Annotated in this window: 13 protein-coding genes and 1 pseudogene; 3 read left to right on the forward strand and 11 right to left on the reverse strand. The window is 38.4% G+C overall.

Annotation, left to right across the window (positions count from 1 at the left end; translation table 11 throughout):
• Positions 1-7: 7 nt before the first annotated feature.
• The 5 genes and pseudogenes from AC5LXI_RS04315 to AC5LXI_RS04335 all read right to left on the reverse strand — a co-directional run.
• Positions 8-652, reverse strand: a complete 645-nt coding sequence (locus tag AC5LXI_RS04315) for a 4Fe-4S single cluster domain-containing protein (RefSeq protein ID WP_493443669.1) — start codon at positions 650-652, stop codon at positions 8-10.
• A 3-nt stretch (positions 653-655) separates the two neighbouring features.
• Positions 656-2479 (reverse strand): AAA family ATPase, encoded by a 1824-nt coding sequence (locus AC5LXI_RS04320; protein ID WP_493443670.1) that lies wholly within the window; start codon positions 2477-2479, stop codon positions 656-658.
• Positions 2480-3841: 1362 nt separating this feature from the next.
• Entirely contained in the window at positions 3842-4300 is a 459-nt protein-coding gene (locus tag AC5LXI_RS04325; protein ID WP_493443671.1) for a lipocalin-like domain-containing protein, read from the reverse strand.
• Between the two features lie 47 nt (positions 4301-4347).
• Entirely contained in the window at positions 4348-6093 is a 1746-nt protein-coding gene (locus tag AC5LXI_RS04330) for a CocE/NonD family hydrolase (RefSeq protein ID WP_493443672.1), read from the reverse strand.
• A gap of 152 nt (positions 6094-6245) precedes the next feature.
• Positions 6246-6524: pseudogene (locus AC5LXI_RS04335) on the reverse strand (twin-arginine translocation signal domain-containing protein); the annotation flags it as partial.
• Here AC5LXI_RS04335 and AC5LXI_RS04340 point away from each other — a divergent pair.
• On the forward strand, positions 6474-6635 hold the full coding sequence (locus AC5LXI_RS04340; RefSeq protein ID WP_493443673.1) for a LysR family transcriptional regulator: 162 nt from the start codon (positions 6474-6476) through the stop codon (positions 6633-6635). The pseudogene AC5LXI_RS04335 and the gene AC5LXI_RS04340 sit on opposite strands and share 51 nt — an antisense overlap.
• A 13-nt stretch (positions 6636-6648) precedes the next feature.
• Complete coding sequence (locus AC5LXI_RS04345; RefSeq protein ID WP_493443674.1) at positions 6649-7371, forward strand: LysR family substrate-binding domain-containing protein; 723 nt, start codon at positions 6649-6651, stop codon at positions 7369-7371.
• Positions 7372-8031: 660 nt separating this feature from the next.
• Here AC5LXI_RS04345 and AC5LXI_RS04350 read toward each other — a convergent pair.
• Positions 8032-8775: a DeoR family transcriptional regulator gene (locus AC5LXI_RS04350; protein WP_493444249.1), complete on the reverse strand. Its 744-nt coding sequence runs from the start codon at positions 8773-8775 to the stop codon at positions 8032-8034.
• Between the two features lie 380 nt (positions 8776-9155).
• Here AC5LXI_RS04350 and AC5LXI_RS04355 point away from each other — a divergent pair, with 380 nt between their 5' ends.
• On the forward strand, positions 9156-10022 hold the full coding sequence (locus AC5LXI_RS04355) for a hypothetical protein (RefSeq protein ID WP_493443675.1): 867 nt from the start codon (positions 9156-9158) through the stop codon (positions 10020-10022).
• A gap of 88 nt (positions 10023-10110) precedes the next feature.
• Here AC5LXI_RS04355 and AC5LXI_RS04360 read toward each other — a convergent pair whose 3' ends face one another.
• From AC5LXI_RS04360 to AC5LXI_RS04380, 5 genes are all read right to left on the reverse strand, one after another.
• Positions 10111-12543 (reverse strand): formate C-acetyltransferase/glycerol dehydratase family glycyl radical enzyme, encoded by a 2433-nt coding sequence (locus AC5LXI_RS04360; protein WP_493443676.1) that lies wholly within the window; start codon positions 12541-12543, stop codon positions 10111-10113.
• A 14-nt stretch (positions 12544-12557) separates the two neighbouring features.
• Positions 12558-13457 (reverse strand): glycyl-radical enzyme activating protein, encoded by a 900-nt coding sequence (locus tag AC5LXI_RS04365; protein ID WP_493443677.1) that lies wholly within the window; start codon positions 13455-13457, stop codon positions 12558-12560.
• Positions 13458-13764: 307 nt separating this feature from the next.
• Positions 13765-14895 carry a class Ia ribonucleoside-diphosphate reductase subunit beta gene (gene nrdB / locus AC5LXI_RS04370; RefSeq protein WP_493444250.1) on the reverse strand — a complete coding sequence of 377 codons (1131 nt, stop codon included), beginning with the start codon at positions 14893-14895 and terminating at the stop codon, positions 13765-13767.
• 118 nt (positions 14896-15013) lie between these two features.
• Positions 15014-17299, reverse strand: a complete 2286-nt coding sequence (gene nrdA / locus AC5LXI_RS04375; protein WP_493443678.1) for a class 1a ribonucleoside-diphosphate reductase subunit alpha — start codon at positions 17297-17299, stop codon at positions 15014-15016.
• A gap of 288 nt (positions 17300-17587) precedes the next feature.
• On the reverse strand, positions 17588-18928 hold the full coding sequence (locus AC5LXI_RS04380; protein WP_493443679.1) for a replication-associated recombination protein A: 1341 nt from the start codon (positions 18926-18928) through the stop codon (positions 17588-17590).
• Positions 18929-19049: the final 121 nt, after the last annotated feature.

Below are 19049 nucleotides of genomic sequence, written 5' to 3' on the forward strand. Positions count from 1 at the left end.
AAAATCCTTAATTCTTTACTTTGTCAGCGGTCACTTTTAATTGGTGTCCTTGCCGCTTTAAAAGGGTTTCTAATTTTATGAAATCATCACGTCTAGGAATGCCTGCGAACCAGATGACACCTTCTGCATCAAACATGACATCTAATACTTTATCCTCAGTTGTCACGGCTTGTTGATAATAAGCAAATTTTTCTTTTGCTTGTGATGTAAAACAGTGTAAGCGTTGATTATCACTGCCCCTTAACCTTAAAGTTTGTGAACTTTGTCGTTGAAAAGGATCACTGATTAATACATCAATATAAGGTTTAATCTGTTGTAACTGATCGTTGATATCTTCGATGCTATAGCCGGTATACACTAAAATATCAACTTTGGTTTTTTCTCGTAACTGGCTCACAATGGCTAACAAGGCATCAAATTGATCGAAGGGTTCGCCGCCAGAAATAGTAATGCCATCAACCAAAGGCAGGTAAGTGGAGAGCCCCATCATCAGTTTATCGATGGGAATAAACGTTTTTGCAGTTGCCCAAGTATCAACTGAAATACATCCCTCACAACGTAAACTACAGCCTTGAAACCAAATGCCCAGTCGCCTACCAGGGCCTAGTGTTGTAACCGGAAAATGAACACGTGATATACCAACTGTTAACACCATTTACTCCAAGGTTAATCGACCCATTTGCAACTGAGTAACCACTAATGATTGACCGACTTGAGGGTTTAACTTAAACAACTCACGCGCCAATGGATTTAATAGATAAGCCTCAATTTGATTACGTATTCCTCGACCACCATTAGATAAATCAGCTAAAGCTATCTTTTTCAAACTTTCTAATGCTTCGGGCGTAAAAGATAAAATTAGCCCTTGTGTTTGTAAATCTTCAATCACACCATCGATCATTTGTTGGAATATTTGGTCGGCTACATCAGGGCGAATAAAGTCAAATACAATGATATTTTCACCTATTCGATTTAAGATTTCCGGGCGATTTAAAACAAATTTAAAATGCCGCTCAATCTCATTTTTAACTTTTGCTTGAACTTCATCAAATTGGTCCTCGGCCGATACATTAGCAATACGCTCCTCGGTTTCGCTCAGTTTAAAAATCCCCAGATTGGAAGTGAAAATAATGAGTGCCTCGGAAAAATATACCCGTTCGCCTCGTCCGGATGTAAGAACACCATCATCTAAAATCTGTAAAAATTTATCCATAACACGAGGATGGGCCTTTTCAATCTCATCAAATAATACGACACTAAATGGTTTTTCACGGATCGCATTGGTTAGCTCTCCCCCCACGTCATACCCAATATAACCAGGCGGTGAACCAATTAAGCGTTGATCGGCAAATTCTGAACTAAACTCAGACATATCAAAGCGAATATAAGCGCTTTCATCATTAAAGAGTAAACTGGTAATTGTCTTGGCAAGCTCTGTTTTACCTACACCAGTTGGACCTGCTAAAAAAACTACTCCGCGGGGTCTATTGCCTTTTCGGTTAACGCCTACTCCCGTAATAGCCCGCTTTATAATGTCGAGCATATGGACAACCGCATGATTTTGTCCTTTAACTCGTTGATATACAAAGTCATCTGCTTGTTCTATTTTTTGCCGTTCGATTTTCTGCCAAGGGTCTTCGGTTACACCTACTTTATAACGTCTTACGGCATCAGAGATATCATTAATGGTCAATCCCTCAACTCTCGCTAATGTGGTAATAGCATTCATATCAAGCAATAACATGCCTTCGGTGCTATTAACAAAGGTTGCTTCCGCTTTCGCCAGCAATTCTGGAGTGGCTTGTTGCCAACCAGAAAGGCCTTTTATTAATGCAGAGGCTAATGCTCGACGAAAGGTGCTGTCTGGTTTAGAAACTGGAATATGACGAATTCGTGGATTATTTACTAATAACCAGTCAGGTAAATCCCCCTCTTTTTCTACCAACCAAATTAGTGTATTAAAAAAAGGGTTACGATTTGTTCCGGCAGGTCTTGCACGCGCTTGATGGGAAAGGACTAATGCTCGGGTAAACAGTTGATGCTCTGCGGCAGTGAGGTTATCAGCACGAATGGTTAGCTGTGAGGCAAAATCAATAATTAATGCCACAGGTTCGTCATTATTAAGATTAACAACGTTTTCTAAAGTGTTTGCCAATGAATCAATGCCCGCAGCGGCTCGTCCTCCTTCAGGTATTAATCCTATTTGATGTAATAACTCATCAATACCAACAGCTGGTAAATCAGGCGTTTGTAAACCATAAAGCCCCAGTAAAGGATTCCAAATAAGTACTTGACTATATCCTACTTCACGAAGAGCACGATATAAAGTTAACTCAAATGTTTGTGGTGTAATAACTTCAGGAGCCACTTCACACGCTTGTAAATCCCTAATGTTACCCGACAATACAAACTGACTTTTTAACGGCAAAAACCTTAATAGATCACGTAGCCAACGTGGTTTATTAAACTGATTTGTCATGTGCAAAAACCTTTAATAATAACCCCTGAATAATTCCTATAATCTATTATATAGAATCAGATAGAGATAACTAGTATTTCTTTTTAATTATCAATGATATTGATCATACTCACTAACTTAGCTTTCCACTCTTTTGATTGAGTTAAGCACAAAAAGCTATGACTGACAATCAGTCAATAAATCTCAATCATCTTACCTCAAATTATTTATTTTTGACTTTAATAACCGCTTCATCCTAAAACACACCGATTATCAAGCTGCGTGAATCGTAAGTACTCATTGCTTATAAGAAAATAGTTTACACAATAATCTATCATCCCTTTAATCTTATCGGTTTCTCAATGATGTATCATCTGTAAATAAATGTGTTTGTCATTAGCTTTTTGTTCTTCCATCCAAAATTTATAGGTATTTATATAATCGCCGCATATTCAGCTTGTTTTATAAATCATATATAAATAGCTTTATTCAAAAAACATTATGATTTTCATCAATCTTGGCGATGTTTGCCAAGATTATTAGAGAGGTATCTAAAATGAGTACAATGAATATTCCACGACCAGAATCACAACGTGTTGACGTTGAGCAAAGGGTTTAAAAAAGTTTTTATAGTACTCATAGTGAATATGCCAAAGCTGTCATCCGTAAAGATTTTGCGTATAAATAATTGAGAGATTTAATTATGGAAGGGATTAACTCACCAACAGGTTCAGTTATTAAGGAAAATCATTTGGTTTTATTAAAACGCAGAATGGAAGGATAGACTAGATAATGGCAAAAATGTTTATCTAAAAAAATGCCGAACAAGATGTTGAACAGACTATTGTTTATTATGAAGGAAAATCTAAAGCATTAGTTAATAAGGTTTATAATGAACTATATTTGAGCATAATTTACGCAAAGCAACCTAAATTTATTTCCTATTTTTGGTTGATCATGACACTTCTTTATTAACTCTTTTTTAAATGAAAGCTTGATGTATAGGATATTTTGAATAACGTTTTAAGCTTTCAATGTTCGATCCATTTTCGAAAGCAGCTACGACGATTAGTCCCATGCCAAAAAGTTTACTTATATCTGTTTGGCTTAGATTTACTTTAATTCGATAATTGCGAATTTTATTGCCTGTTATACAACTGGTTGTGAGCTGTATATCTAATTTTTTATTATAGTTAAAGCTAAAATATACGTTATAACCAATCAATTCAATACTTAGGTTATAGCGTATTAAGTCAATTGAGACCAAGCTCTAATGTCGAAAAATAAAAGTTGTTTCTACTATTCTTCAAATAGCTTTCTTATCTCTATTTTTATGCCACTATAATTACCTGTAACAAACCTCAGGATCTGGCTAATAGTCCACTAAATTTGTCCACAACATTTTTGCCATTCTAGTGTTGCATCGATTTCAACACCACCAGAGCGTACTGGCTCGACTGAGGACAGGAAGAGGCGGTCACCTTCGATGCGTGCTCGGCGCAGCTGTCGTTGACCGCACCAGTTTGGGAAAAGCGATACATCCATGCCGTGAATGATCGTTCCGGGTTGCTCGCCAAGTTGCCATGGGCCACTATAGGCGATATAGGTGGTTGCTTCCGCTTTGAACTCCTCAGGAGAAGCGACGAACCAGTCTCCCGATGCAAAATGCGAGCGCTCTGGAGTACAGAGTTGTGCTGACATGTAGCCATCTGGCGTGTAAAGGATCAACCCTTCAGGCCGATCGGTCATAGGTTGGCGTATCGGCGAACCGTCTCGCGGTCGCTCTATATAACTTACTAGGCGCCACGCCCCGATTAATTGTTCACGAAGTATATTGGTCATTAGAAATTTCCTCTTTTTGGGCATGGAGCCCGTTAGTATTGGTCAATTTAAAGTTTCTTTAACGGTACAAGGAGATAACTGTCACGCTCTGCACCGAAATTGATATGATGAACCCCCTTGTTACGGGACGGTGGCATCACCTCTTGCGCCTTGGCCCATGCCGGCATCGTTGCCGGTCCACCACCAACGAGATGGATCATCTCCGGCTGCGTACCGGGTTCAAACGTAAAGCTGTTCTTCGGCAGATCAATCGCCGCCTGTCCGAAAGGTAGGTTGACGGGATCGTTGCGGAAAGGTTTGATCGTTAGTTTCAGCTGTTCACCTGGATGAAACTTCATTGCCAACGGCCAGATACCTATATCAACTGGTACCACTTCTTTAGGTGAAAGTCGCTGTTCCCCTTGTAAAAGAAGTACTGGGTCTGCTTCAGTTGAGAGGGCAGGATCCAGAGCTCGGCGTGAAACCCTCAGATAACTTGCCGTACGGGTCGGTGCTGCGCCACCGGGATAGGTCTCGCGAATAATGGTTCGCCCCGCAGAATCCACTTTTTCTAAATAAACACTAAGATCCATGTCATTCGCCCCATTAGCTTCGACAAACAACCGAAGTTTGCTGTAGCCAATAAGCTCTGCCTCATGATCGATCGGCATTAAAAAGGTAGCTGAGCCACCATCCACCTTGTAAGAAACCACACCGGGTTTTGGGGATGATGTGGCTGACAATGAAGAGGTATCAGTTAGATGAAGCTTGATATGCTCATAACCTTTTGGCGGAAATTCCTCGACAATGCGGTCAACCTCATCCTTATGGCCGGGATCGAGAACCGAGATACGAACTTTTGGTGTTTCTTCCCAGCCATTTTTCTCGCCTTTCAGATATCGATCGAAAAAGCGTTTAAGCTCGGCTTGGTGAGCAGGATCATAGAAATCCGGCCACTCCTGCGTATTATGAACACGTAACCATTTCTCTTTAGAAGAAATTCTGCGCCACGCATCAAACGTTCCATATGTATGAGCAACATTATCGTAGCTGGCAACGATGTAGGCCGGGACTTCGATGCGTTCAAGGCGTGCAGCTTTATCTGCCCAGTAAGGTGTCATATCCTGTTCAGTCGCAGCCATGCGCGGCATATCTTCCAAAAGGTGTTCACCACCAAAGCTTTGGATTAGCGCTTCCGGGAATGCCGTGCGGGGGATGCCCCCACGGAGAAAATCACCACGAGCAATATCGGTGCAACCCTCCCACGGAGCTATAGCAGCTAAGTGTGGAGGTTGTTCTGCTGCGATAAACCACTGCGAAACGCACAGCCAGCTATTACCGGCCATACCGACTTTACCATTAGACCAACTTTGAGCTGCTATCCAGTTAATTACGTCGCAGCCATCTTCGGCGGTCTGCCGACCCCAACCGACGATATTTCCACCTGAACGATAGGCACCACGAATGTCGGGATTGATCACGGCGTAACCAGCATTAACCCAGTAGGCTGGATCAGGACCTTCCCATTTCATCATTTCAGACGTCATGCTTAATTTAACGCCATATCGTTCTGGAATTTCGTCCAACCATTGGCCACCAATCTCTTTGCCGTATGGACTCCAAGCGAGAATTGCCGGATGGATAGCATCGCCGATAGGACGGAAAACATCCGAGTAGATCACTGTACCATCACGTAGGGTGATCGCCACATCACGCTCAAACATAATGTCGCAGGGTAATGGCATCGCGCCCTTGCGTCGAATCGTTCCTTTACGCAGAATTTCTGATGAGGGTTTGAAGCCGGGATAACGCACTCGAGGTGCATCCAAAGGTAACGGACGACGGAAGTAGGTCGGGTAGCATCATTGCCATAGACGCGTAGCGGTAGCTTTTCGGAAAAAGGAACCTCATTTTTTGATGATGCTGCAAATGCCGAGCTAATAGGCTTTCCGATAAATGGCAAGCCGAACTGGCTGGCAGCAAGCGCTCCGCCGGCGATCCCCATAGCGCTCAGGAAGCGTCGTCGGCTTATTGATTCGCTAGTATCGACGCAAGATAGAAGTATTGTCGGAGACTGTTTTGATTTAGTCATAGCAGATCCTTTTTGAGTGTCGTATGTTGTTGACAATAATAAAAGTCGCTTCATATAATGTCTAATGACATTATGTTCCCCCTGTAATTCCAAGAGGTAATAATGGAACTCCGCCATCTGAAATCTTTCGTCGTACTGGCTGAGGAGCTGCATTTTGGAAGAGCGGCAAAGCGCCTGCACATCGTCCAGTCGGCGCTGAGCAAGCAAATGCTGCTCCTTGAGGAAACCGTAGGATGCCGCTTACTCAATCGCAATCACGCTTAGCGAAGCGGGTAAGGTGTTTCTCGGAGAGGCAAATCAAGCACTTGAACATATTGAACGCGCGATGGAAACTGCGTGTCGTGTTAGCAAAGGGCTATTGGGGTGTGTACGGATTGGCTATTCAGCCATCGCGGTTCATTCTGGTATTCTAACATCAGCTCTCACCCGAATAGAGGATGCCATGCCTGAGGTTGAAGTAGTGCTGCAACAAATCGAGCCATGGGAACAAAATGATAGGCTTATGACCGATAAGGTTGACTTCGTACTAGCCCCTGTCCTTGAAAATTATCAGCAGACGCTTCGAGTGCATCAACTTGCAAAATTGCCAGTAGTTGTGGGTATGTCGGTTCGTCATGTACTTGCTTCCAAATCCGTAATTGAACTTGAAGATCTCAAGAAAGAGGTGTTTATCGAATTTGCCAATAGTGAGGGTGAGGCCTTTGATGTAGTGAAAAGTCTTATTGGCCTTAATCCGCAAACCGTCATCGCCAAATCCGACCCGATCGCCGTTCAGGCTCTTGTTCAAGCGCAGCGAGGTATCTGTGTGTTACCTACAGTACTTCAGCTACCGAATTTTCCACAGGTCACCTATAAACCCCTTAAAACTAACTGCACGGTTCGGCTTTCACTTATCAGCCGACGAGATGGAGATGATCCTTTACTTAACAAGCTCAAGGAGATCTTGATCGCATCAACTATTTTGCCACACGATCACTCCAACCCTGTAGTGGTCAAGTAAATTAGGATACACACTTTGCGTTATTTTAAAAAATAGATTTAACATCAGAGATGTTAATTCTCCATTGTATTGATGAGACCTAAGTGGAGTTAATAGAGACAATTTTCTCATTATGAGAAACTAGAAGACATCTGTATTCAAATTTAATTATGATTTTTTTGTATATTATCTTTAATAGCAGCGGCTTTCGCTACTTAACGATTAGTGACTCATTCCAAAGTGCAGTATAACGGCGGCTTAGTAATTCATCTTTAATATGCCAAAAGGCTCGCTATCTAACTTCACCATAATTAATAACTACACTCTTTTGGTAAAAATAGGACTGTAATTACTTTCTAAAATAAAATAGCCCACTCATAAAATTTTTTTAAAATAAACCAAATCAGTTTTAAGATGAGCAAATTTATGCTAGAAAGGCAATTGTAGCGATTTTGAAAAATAGTAAAACGAGGATATCTACTAAAAATATATGCCGTAAATATACAATAGGTAATTCAATATGTTATAAATAAATTGTAAAAAGCTAGTTCAAAATGGAATTAGCCTGAAATGCAGTCTGTCACTTATCTTTTGCTAAAAAAACAATCTTCATTATCCTCCAGAAATAGTGGATGAATTTGCAAAAAAATCGCTGATTTTAAATCCCATTTTTCTGTTTAATTACACAACTTTATCAACAATAATCTTTTTCGCGGTTAGATACTGCTCATCTTCAATTCTAATTGCATGATCGGTAATTACCCGATGAATTGATTCGAGTGTCGATAGTTGATATGGCTGTTTTTGACCAAATTTCGATGAATCAGTAATAATGATGTTTTCGCTGGGTTTGGTTAAAATGGTATTTACTAATTCAGTACGCATGTGGTTTCGACCAGAAAACCCTGTAGAAGGTAAAAAACCGTCAATACCAATAAAGGCTTTGTCAAAATGTAGATGTTTTATTGCAAGGCAAGCAAGTTCACCGACTACACTTTCACTTTTCTTCTGATATTCGCCACCTATTACAATCACTTTCAAATCGGTATTTTTCAGTAATTGAGCGATGTAGTAGCTTGATGTAATTAAGGTAATTCGACGAGTGTAAGCTAAATGCCTGGCAAGCAGGGCATTGGTACTACCACCTTCAATAAAAATGTGCTCATCATTATTGACAAGTGACGCTGCATATTCGGCTATTTTTTGTTTCAATGGGAACTTGATTTTCATACGAGCATCGAGATTATCACTGTCGACCGCAACAGCATAACCATGTTCTCGTTTTAAATAACCGTTTTGTTCTAAAAAATTAAGATCATGACGAATGGTAACAACAGAAACATTAAATTGCTGAGCTAAATCATTGACACTAACTTGATTGAGTTCATTCACTTTATAAATAATCTCTTGTTGTCGTTCATTCATTAAATAAAGCATAGTCACCTGCTATTAAATCATCATATCTTTATATTTAAATATAAGTAGTTACTTTACAGAAAGATAGTAATGAATTAAATCGTATTTGTCATTATAAAAGTGGCACAAAAGACGTTTGTCGGTCTTTGAATGGATTTATAAATTAGACTTCTTTTTTGACAATAATATTATCTAGTATCACAGTTTGTCATACCTTAAAGGACGCTGAATGATCAGTAGCAATAACAGCTAAATTACGTTATAGAAAACTTGTTATTGTAAGTATGGTTGAAACAATTAATATGGCTAAAGCCGCAAAGGATAAATAATTTTAATAAGTCTCAATCAGAAAGGTATATTAAGAATGAGAATACAATGAGGATAGATCAGTGAATAAAAAAATACTATTTTTAATTATGTTGTTTATCAGCCGCTTTGCACAAAGTGCTGAAGTCACTTGGGCGCTCACTTTTGATGACAAATATAATTTACCTTTAATCATGATGGATTTTCAAGGTGGACAAATTGCCATGACCTTGGATACGGGGTCTAAAGAAGCTTTACATCTACCCATGGATTTAATTAATAAGATTGCTAATAAAACGGAAAAACCTGAAAAAATCAGAAATACTGATCTTTCTGGTAGTGTCACAGAACTGCGAGCATTTATCATCGATAAGTTAGCGTTAAATTCTTTTATCTTTAATAATGTGCAAGTGGTTGAATATAAAGACTGGGGATTATATATCTCGAGTGATCCGATGGATAATGATAATAGTGAGGATAGCAGTGCAGTTAAAGCTGTTATTGGCCTTAAATTGTTTGATAATTATGTATTAACTATCAATTATCCTGAAAGTAATTTAACAATATCCGATGATACTTCAACCGACTTAAATCCAAATTGGGTTGCTATCCCCTTTGATTTAAATGGTGAAGGTTTGGTTGTTAATCTGTCCGATGGTATAAAGAATTATAAAATGGTTTTAGATACAGGAGCGACGGTATCACTCATCAAAGAACAATCACTTTCACCAGAATCAATTAAAATAAGCGATCCTGAAGATAATTTTAAATCTATATCACTTGATGTGAATAATGTCGCGAATGATAGCGTTCTGCCAATAATAATTGATTCATTTCCTAATGAATTTCAATCTGACGGATTATTAGGCGCTGACTTTTTAAGTAAAAACAGAGTTAAAATTGATTTTAAAAATAGGCAAATGTGGATTCAACCGGTTGTGGCTAAATAATTTTAGCTTTAATTTATATCGATAATTAAATCATTAAAAAAGACCTACGATAGTAGGCCTTTAAATTGGTTTCTAAATTAGCTATTAATTAGATAACGTGCTCTGTTCTGGCGATAATATCATCTTGTGTATCAGGTGATAGTGCAGTAAAGAATGCTGAATAACCAGCAACACGGACAACTAAGTCACGATACTGATCCGGATGTGCTTTAGCTGCAAGTAAGGTATCACGCGATACAACGTTATATTGAACATGCCATCCTTTATGAACTTCAAAAAATGTTCTTAACATCATCATGAGTTTTAACTTATCACGCGGATTGTCTAAGGTTGATGGGTTAAGTTTTTGGTTTAACAGTACACCACCAAGAATTTTATCCGTTGGTAATTTACCTAATGAGTTAAATACCGCTGTTGGCCCTAAGGTATCAGTACCTGATGATGGACTTGCTCCTTCTGCTAAAGGTGTCCATGCTTTACGTCCATCAGGTGTTGCTGCAGTTTGTGCACCAAATGGCACATTGGCAGAGATAGATGAAGTACCAGCATAATACGTACCACCAATTGGACCACGACCATAGCGAGGGTTGCGATAATTTTTTAACTCGTCAATATAGTAGTTATAAAGTTCAGCTAAAAGATAATCAACTTCATCGTTATCATTACCATATTTTGGTGCACCATTGAGTAGACGTTGACGTAGTTGCTCGCCAGCAGAACCTTCAAAGTTTTCCGCTAATGCTTTAGCTAAATCTGATTGTTTAATGGTGTGTTCATCAAAAATCAGTTTTTTAACTGCTTCAAGACTGTTAGTGGTGTTGGCAAGTCCTACTTGTAAGCCTGATACCCAATCATATTTCGCGCCACCTTGTTTAAGGGTTTTACCGCGTTCAATACAATCATCGACTAACACTGAGCAAATAATGTCGTGAGCATTTTCTTCTAAGATAGTGTCAATCACATACTCAATTTCGATTGATTTTCGCGTATAGTAGCGAATTTGTTTGTCCCATTGTGCTTTGACTTCATCAAAACTTTTGAAGTTATTTTTACTTAATGCTTGTTCTTGTGGTAAATAAACGACACCACTGGTTGCATCTTTACCACCTTCTAACGTTGCTAGCGCAACACGAGCAAAGTTGATAAAACTCATACCGGTACAACGATAACCCCATTTACCAGGGACTGCTGTTTCAATACAACCAATAGCCGAATATTCATAAGCATCTTGACGTTCTACGCCGAGTTTAATAAATTCAGGGATAACTATTTCATCATTATTAAACGCCGGCATACCAAATCCGCAGCGAATAACTTGCACACAAGCATCTAAAAAGTCATCGCTCATTCCAGCATGATAGCGGACACTTAAGTTAGGTTGGGTGGATTTTAATCGTCCACAAGACTCTAAAATAGCATAAGATAATGCGTTTACTGCATCAACCGCAACATCATCTACTAGCTTTTGACCACCAATTGTTACGTTTTGATACATAGGGCTACCGGCTGAGCTTTTAGAGTGTGAACCCGAACGGATTTTATTGACTTCTAACAGTTTTAACCAACAGCTATGTAATAACTCAATGGCCGCTTCGCGAGATAAAGTTTTATCTTGTTCAACATCTTTTTCGTACCATGAAGAAAGATATTGGTCCATACGACCAAATGATACAGAGTGACCATTCGATTCGATTTGTAACAATAACATCACAAAATAGCATAACTGGATTGCTTGCCAGAATGTTTGCGGTGGTTTATGAGCGATAACATCACAGTTTTTAGCAATTTGTAATAATTCATCTTTACGCCATGAACGTTCCTCTTTAGCTGCCATTTCACACGCTAATTCGGCATAACGTTCAATATATTTACTCATGGCTTGCATTGAGATTTCAGACGCTTTTAAAAAGTGATCTTTATGGAAATCGTCAAAATCAGTGGTATTAATTCGACTACGACGTTCTTTAATTTTGTCAATAATTCCATCAATTCCTTTTTCCAAAATAAATGGGAAATTAACGGCAAGGTGAGCATCACCAGAATTCATATTACCTTCAGCTTTGATCATAACTGTATCAAGTAATGATTTATGCTCATCGCTAAATAGTGCATAACAGCGATCAAGTACGGTTTGACCATGCCACCAAGGACAAATGCGATGAAGAACTTCTTTGTCATGGTCAGTGACTTCAAATCCTGCACCAGGGCGATCACCTAATACATCGATTTCTTTTTCAACCCAGCCAACAGTGTATTCAGGAAATATGGGCGCGGCTCTTGGTGAAGAAGCTTGGTTACCAACGATTAATTCATCGTGCTTTATCCAAATTGTTTTTTTACTTAGATGGTTAGCTAATGCATAAGCGCGGCGTAATACAACCGGTTGTGCCAAATATTCTTGATAAGATTCGGTATAATGCTCTGCGCGTTCTACACAAATCGGCGGTTTAATAATATGAATCAATGCATTTTTATGTGCTTGAATCCTCGGTGTGACGGTAGTCAGATCTAGAGTAGACATAAGGTTCTCCTTGGTTATCCTCGTAAAACAGCGGTTAACTGTTTTTGTTTGGCATAGTTAGTTGCAAAATCGATGATATTTGCGTCGTTTAGTGGCTCTTTAGGTGCGTGATAAGGCAGATCGAGCATTTTGTATTTATTGATACCTAATGTGTGATACGGTAAAAAGTGGATCTCATCAGTCGGTATTTCGTTAGCGACAAAATCAACAATACCTTTTATCGATTTCTCATCAGCATTAAATCCTTGAATTAATGGCACTCGGATAGTGATCTGTTTGTTAGCATTAGCTAAGTGCTGAAAATTTTTTAAAATCCGTTTGGCTGAACCTTTGGTCCATGCATAAAAAATAGATTCGTCAGTATGTTTTAAATCCGCCAAAAAAAGATCTAAATATGGCAATGATGTTTCAATATTCTTCCATGGTACATGCATACACGTTTCAACGGCGGTGTGATAGCCTTGTAGCTTACAAGCCGCAAGTATTTCTTGACTCAATTTAGATTGCATAAAAGGTTCACCACCCGATAAAGTTACTCCACCACCGGTACGCTGATAAAACGGGCTATCTTTATTGATAGTTTGCATTACTTCTTGTACCGATAGTGATTCACCACATACAGTTAAGGCTAAACTTGGACAAACATTTTGTATTTTTTGATAATCATTTTGTTCGTCTGCTTTTCGATTAATTTGAATGTGTCCATTTGTTTTTTTGATTAAATTTGGGCAAGATGCTGAACAAAGATCACAATCACTCAAGCAAAGCCTTTCATCAAACAGAATTTCTTGCTTAGCCGATTGACTTTCTGGGTTTTGACACCAAAAACACCCTAAAGAACAACCTTTTAAGAAGACAACTGTTCGAATTCCTGGTCCATCATGAGTGGAATATCGTTGTAAATTAAAAATCATACATTGCTCCCTTGTCTTTGATACATGATAATAACTTTCGAACGAAAGTGTCTGTGATCTAGATCACAAATATAATATGAAAATTATGGGGAACTGTTATAAAAAATTGTGAGGAAATGGGTTTTTAGGAGAGGATCTATTTTGATGATACTGTATTATCTTTCTGTTTTAGAAAAAAATAGTCATTTTTATCTTCCAATAAATTTTAAAATAAAGATTGTATCTAACTAAAAATTTGAAACTAAAAGGAACCATTAAGGCTCCTTTGTTAAAAAAGTTGAGGAAAGGAGGGATTTGTGACTAATATTTATAATGAAAAATCGCTTAAATCTTCTTCACTGATTTCTGAATCAATTTGTCCAACAAGATATGAGCTCATTTCCGCTTCTTGTGGGGCGACCTGTACATTGTCGGAAACTAGCCAATTATTGATCCAAGGAATTGGGTTGGATTTCACTTCAAATGGTAATTTAAGCCCAACCGCTTGCATGCGGATATTGGTAATGTATTCAACATATTGGCAAAGGATGTCTTTATTTAAGCCAATCATTGAACCGCCTTCAAATAGGTATTCAGCCCATTCTTTTTCTTGATTGGCTGCTTGTAAGAAGAGGTCATAGCAATCTTGTTCGCATTCTTTAGCGATTTCAGCCATTTCAGGATCGTCTTCACCACTTCGTAGTGTGTTGATCATAAATTGGGTACCAGTTAAATGAAGGGCTTCATCACGGGCAATCAGTTTAATTATCTTGGCGTTACCTTCCATTAACTCTCGCTCTGCAAAGGCAAATGAGCAAGCAAAGCTCACATAGAAACGAATAGCTTCAAGGGCATTAACGCTCATTAGACAAAGGTAAAGTCGCCTTTTTAGTTCACGTAAGTCGATAGTAATGGTTCGATTATTGACAGTGTATTTGCCCTCACCAAGTAGGTTATAGTAACTGGCGTAGCTAATTAGATCATCGTAGTAACCAGCAATATCACCAGCCCGTTTTTGGATCTCTTTATTAGTTACTATGTCGTCAAATACCACTGATGGATCATTGACGATGTTGCGAATTATATGCGTATAAGAGCGTGAATGGATAGTTTCTGAAAATGACCAAGTTTCTACCCATGTTTCGAGTTCGGGAATTGATATTAAAGGAAGTAAAGCAACATTTGGACTTCGACCTTGTATAGAATCAAGCAATGTTTGATATTTTAAATTGCTAATAAAGATATGCTTTTCATGTTCGGGTAGGGCGGCGTAATCGATACGATCTTGAGATACATCGACCTCTTCAGGTCGCCAAAAGAAGGAAAGTTGTTTTTCAATTAACTTTTCGAACATTTCATATTTTTGTTGATCATAACGAGCAACATTTACCGGTTGTCCTAGGAACATTGGTTCTTTAAGTTGGTCATTGTGGACGTGTGAAAAGGTGCTGTAACTCATACTCATAATTGAACTCCTAAATTTGGTCACTTTTTCATGAAATATTAAGAAAAAGTAGCAATAGTAAGGATAACTAATTGGCTATCCTCTACGTTTAGTTTAGTGTTAAGCAAGGCAATTAGATTTTGCATGCTCCGCCTTCACAGCCATCATCACTTGATGCGGGTTGAATATCACCTTGGATATCTTCAGCACCGTCGCGTGTATTATGATAATAAAGAGTTTTTACGCCGTATTTATAAGCTGTTAATAAATCAGCTAAGAGCTGTTTCATTGGTACTTTGTCATTCGGGAATTTTGTTGGATCATAATTGGTATTCGCCGAAATTGATTGATCAATGAATTTTTGCATTATACCAACTAAATGCAGATAACCAGTGTTATTCGGAATTTCCCAAAGTAATTCATAGAGATCTTTTAATTTTTTATATTCAGGCACAACTTGTTTTAAGATACCGTCTTTTGATGCTTTGATACTGATATAACCGCGTGGTGGTTCAATACCATTGGTGGCATTGGAGATTTGCGATGATGTTTCCGATGGCATTAATGCTGATAAAGTTGAATTACGTAAACCATGCGTTTTTATTGATTCACGTAATGATTCCCAATCGTAATGTAGCGGTTCTTTAGTGATGGTATCAAGATCTTGTTTATAGGTATCAATAGGTAAAATACCTTGTGAATAAGTGGTTTCATTAAATAGTGGACAGGCACCTTTTTCTTTAGCTAAATTATTGGATGCTTTTAATAGATAATATTGCATCGCTTCAAAAGTACGATGAGTGAGGTTGTTAGCACTGCCGTCAGAATATTTAACGCCATGTTTAGCCAAATAATAGGCATAGTTAATCACACCAATGCCAAGGGTACGGCGATTAAGCGATGCGTTTTTAGCCGCTGGGACAGGGTAATCTTGATAATCAAGTAATGCATCAAGAGCACGTACCGTTAAGTCAGCTAGCTCTTCAAAATCATCAAGCGATTCGATTTTACCTAAATTGAAAGCCGACAAAGTACAAAGTGCGATTTCACCTTTCTCATCATTTACATTATTTAGTGGTTTGGTTGGTAACGCAATTTCCATACATAAATTGGATTGATGTACTGGTGCTAGTTGTGCATTAAATGGGCTATGAGTGTTACAATGATCGACGTTTTGTATATAAATTCGACCAGTCGATGCGCGTTCTTGCATTAATAATGCAAAAAGTTCTACCGCTTTAACGACACGTTTTCGAATATTAACATCTTGTTCATATTGATGATAAAGTGCATCAAATTTGTCTTGATCAGCGAAAAAGGCATCATAAAGTCCCGGTACATCAGAGGGGCTAAATAGTGTGATGTTTTCGTTTTTGATCAGGCGTTGGTACATTAATTTATTGATTTGTACACCGTAATCCAGATGTCGAACACGATTTTCCTCAACGCCACGGTTATTACGTAACACTAATAAACTCTCTACTTCTAAATGCCAGATTGGATAAAATACTGTTGCCGCGCCACCGCGTACACCACCTTGGGAACAAGACTTTACCGCGGTTTGGAAATATTTGTAAAAAGGAATACAACCGGTATGAAATGCTTCACCACCACGAATTGAACTACCTAATGCTCGAATTCGACCAGCATTAATACCAATTCCTGCGCGTTGTGATACATATTTGACAATAGCACTAGCGGTAGCGTTGATAGAATCTAAACTATCATCACATTCAATTAGAACACAAGAACTAAACTGCCGAGTTGGAGTACGAACACCCGCCATTATTGGGGTTGGTAAAGAGATTTTAAATGTCGAAACGGCATCATAGAAGCGTTTAATGTAATCTAGTCGAGTATCTTTAGGGTAATTTGCAAATAAACACGCTGCCACTAAGATATATAGAAATTGGGCGCTTTCATAAATTTCACCAGTTACACGGTTTTGAACTAAATATTTACCTTCAAGTTGTTTGACCGCAGCGTAAGAGAAGTTCATGTCGCGCCAGTGATCAATAATTTTATCCATTTTCTCAAATTCTTCTTGGCAATAATCTTCAAGAAGATGTTTGTCGTAACGTTCGCTAGCAACCAGTTTTTTTACATGCTCATAAAGCGGTGGTGGAGTAAATTGGTTATAGGCTTTTTTACGTAAATGGAAGATAGCTAAACGAGCAGCTAAATATTGGTAATCTGGAGCATCTTGCGAGATTAGATCCGCCGCTGCACGAATAATGGTTTCATGAATATCCGAAGTGCGAATACCATCATAAAATTGAATATGTGAGCGTAATTCAACTTGAGAAACCGAAACATTATCTAATCCTTCAGCAGCCCAAGTAATCACTTTATGGATTTTATCTAGGTTGATGGGTTCTTTTTTCCCATCACGTTTTGTGACTAGCATTGATTTGTTCATTTTTTATCCATTTCTCTGGTTTTTAATAGTGATTATAATAATTGATATTTATCAAAATATACAATATATAGTGCCTATTAATCATTTTGTTACTATATATAGTGTGTTTAATAAACAACAATCTTTAATTTATTAGCGAAAATCAATGACTACGGGTGGTATTTAGTAATATAGGCTTGTTTTTATAAAAATGATAATTGTAGGTAGTAGCAGAAAAAAATATAAAAAGTGGATGATAAGCTCTACCTATGAATCAAGTAATTTATTATTTAATGTACTAAATCTAATCTATTTCTTTTTGGTTTTATAGCGTTGATTAGTACTGGTTTTATTTTGTTCCTCTAACCAAGCTAGTTTTTCAGCATAATTTTTTTCAGCACCTCGCTGAGTTGGGTTGTAATATTTAGTGTTGGCCATTTCTGGTGGAAAATAGTTTTCACCAGCTGCGTAGGCATTAGGTTCATCGTGGGCATAACGATACTGTGCGCCATAACCTAGATCTTTCATTAAACTGGTTGGTGCATTGCGTAGGTGTTCAGGGACATCATAATCAGGTTTTGATGTTGCATCTTTCATCGCTTGGTTGAATGCAAGATAAACTGCATTGCTTTTAGGTGCGCAAGCAAGGTAAATAATTGCTTGTGCGATAGCTCGTTCCCCTTCTGCAGGCCCGACTCGAGTAAAGCAGTCCCAAGCAGCTAGAGCTACTTGCATTGCTCTTGGATCGGCATTACCAACATCCTCTGATGCAATAGCCAATAATCGGCGTGCAACGTAGAGCGGATCTCCACCAGCCGAAATGATTCTTGCATACCAATAAAGTGCGGCATCAGGGGCTGATCCTCTAATTGATTTATGCACAGCGGAGATTAAATCATAATAACGGTCACCTTGATTATCAAATCTTGCACTACGTTCACCAATGACTTCTTTTAGTAATTCAGAGGTAAGTGTTTTGCCATCTGACATGTCAACCAATAATTCAAGTGTATTGAGTGCTCGTCTGGCATCACCACCAACAAATTCCGCTATCTGTTTTTTGGTCTCTTCAAGTAGGGTAATATTTCGATTGCCATAACCACGCTCAGGATCATCCATCGCTTGTTGTAATATTTGCTCAATATCTTCGTTGGTTAGTGATTTGAGCAGATAGACTCTAGCACGAGATAATAGTGCAGAATTTAACTCAAAAGAGGGGTTTTCAGTGGTAGCACCAATAAAGGTTACCGTACCATTTTCAACATAAGGTAAAAAAGCATCTTGTTGGCTTTTATTAAAACGATGAACTTCGTCAACAAATAAGATTGTTCTTAACCCTGATTGTTGATTAACTTTGGCTCGTTCAATCGCTTCACGAATATCTTTTATACCAGACGTGACTGCTGAAATACGTTCAACTTTGGCGTTGGCATGATGTGCAATAATTTCTGCTAATGTTGTTTTGCCTGTACCAGGTGGTCCCCAAAGGATCATTGAATGTAAATGACCCGCCTCAATAGCTTTAGGTAATGGCTTGTCTTTGCCAAGTAATTGGCTTTGGCCAATATATTGAGATAAATTACGTGGACGCATCCTTGCTGCTAAAGGTTTAAATTCATCTGAGCTAAATTCAAAAGAGAGACTAGGCATAGTACATCGTTATCCAAATTGACAAAATATAATTATTATATACTGCTTAACTGATAAGTGAAAAAGAAAAGAAAATATCTTCCACAGCTAACCGAAAAACGGTAATATTTTGACCTAAATT

Source organism: Gilliamella sp. LMG 34361 (assembly GCF_984569075.1).